The sequence below is a fragment of the Marinilabilia salmonicolor genome (assembly GCF_003003035.1).
In the GTDB taxonomy this organism is placed as follows: domain Bacteria; phylum Bacteroidota; class Bacteroidia; order Bacteroidales; family Marinilabiliaceae; genus Marinilabilia; species Marinilabilia salmonicolor_A.
Window position 1 is genome coordinate 1 of the sequence record NZ_PVTS01000051.1, and the last position, 1,610, is coordinate 1,610.

The window sequence follows — 1,610 nt, forward strand, 5'->3', positions numbered from 1 at the left end:
CCAAAGAGATCTGCAAGTCTTTTTTGTTCCTCGTTTAAGAGTAAAGTTTCTGTGTAAGTATTGCCAGTTAAGGGATCTGTAATTTCTACTGCATATATTGTTTTGGCAATATCGATTGCTTGTTCACAGCTCCAATCAGCTTGTTTTACATTCAGTTGTCTTTCAAGTTCTTTGTAGACCTTATATGCCACGAAGTTAATAGTAATGTGTGCTTCAATTCTTGATTGTAACCTGTGGTATATCGGTCTAATTTTTAAATCATGTTTAGAGACTCGAAAAGCCTTCTCGATCTTCCAAAGCTGCCCATAATTATTAATTATCTTCTCCTTTGATAGGGTTGTGTTAGTGAGGTAGCCCTTCAGCCCATCCCATTGAGCATCTTGTTCGTATTTCTCCTTATCTATACTGATTTCAACATTGCCTTCAAGTTTTAAAAACTTGTTATAGCCTCTGTTATTTATTGAAGATTTGGTTAGTTTCCCAGATTTAATCTTTTGTTCCAGTTTCACCAACCCTCTTTCCCGGTTGTAACGGTCCTTACTTGCACGTTTTTCAGTGTATCCTACTACCAGCCTTAATCCATCAGGTTTCCTAATTATAGCACTTGTTTTATCGGATAAATCAAGAGAAAGTATTTTCTTCTTTATGGATGCACTTTCGTTCTTTATGCGAGCACCCAAAATAAACTCATAACCCTTTTCTATCAGGTCTTTTATGTTGGCGGTTGATAGTAGTCCGGAATCGGCAATAACAACTAATTTATTTAGATTATATTTCGTTTTAAAGGAATCTATTATAGGCAGCATGGTATGTCCTTCAAACTTGTTGCCTTCATGAATCTCGTAGGCTAATGGATAACCATCCAAACCAACTAGAAGGCCAAGAACGATTTGAGGGTTTTGGTGCTTTCCTTCCTTTGAAAATCCACGTTTCCTGATCTCATCTTCGTCATCAATTTGAAAATAAATCGTTGTTACATCGTAAAACACAACGCTCATTGCCCCACCCAGGATCTTTCGTGTGTGATTAAAACTTATTTGCTGAAGTTGTTCCTTGTGCTCTTTGTAAAGTTTATCCAGGTATCGGTATATTTTATCTTCGTTAATGCTTATTGAAAAGTAGCGTTGAAGATACTGTGTGGTTTTTAATTTGCTTGCTGGATGAGATAGCCGCACAAGTACTAGTTGTCTGAGAAGATTGCTCTTTACTTGGTCAAAACCAATCTCGGAATATATTCGACCAAGCAAAAGATTAATGCCTTTTATTGTTATGCTATTGATGCTTTGTTTTACCGCATCTTTGAATGATTGGTTTGCGAAATTAATTGTTTGTTGGCCTCTGTAGTGGTGGATGAAGTTATGCCCCTCTTCAAATAATCGCTTAATTTCAGTTGGATCTTTAGAGCTGCCAATGGTTTTTACCAATCGGTATTTACCAGTACTCTTATCTACGACCTGAACACTGATGACTCCACTTTTATTTTTCTTTTTTCGGACAAACATGGTGTAAAAGCAGCCTCTGGGACACCCAAATTTACACCTAAAAATACATTAAAAATTTGATTTAATGAAAGTTAAGTTTTTTACATGAAAAAAAGTGCGGAACTCAGG

At 36.3% G+C, this 1,610-nt stretch carries 1 protein-coding gene; it reads right to left on the reverse strand.

Annotated features, from left to right (window positions below; translation table 11 throughout):
- Positions 1–1,502 (reverse strand): IS1634 family transposase (locus BY457_RS18825; RefSeq protein ID WP_106154870.1); only part of this gene is annotated, 1,502 nt, incomplete at its 3' end.
- Positions 1,503–1,610 lie beyond the last annotated feature (108 nt).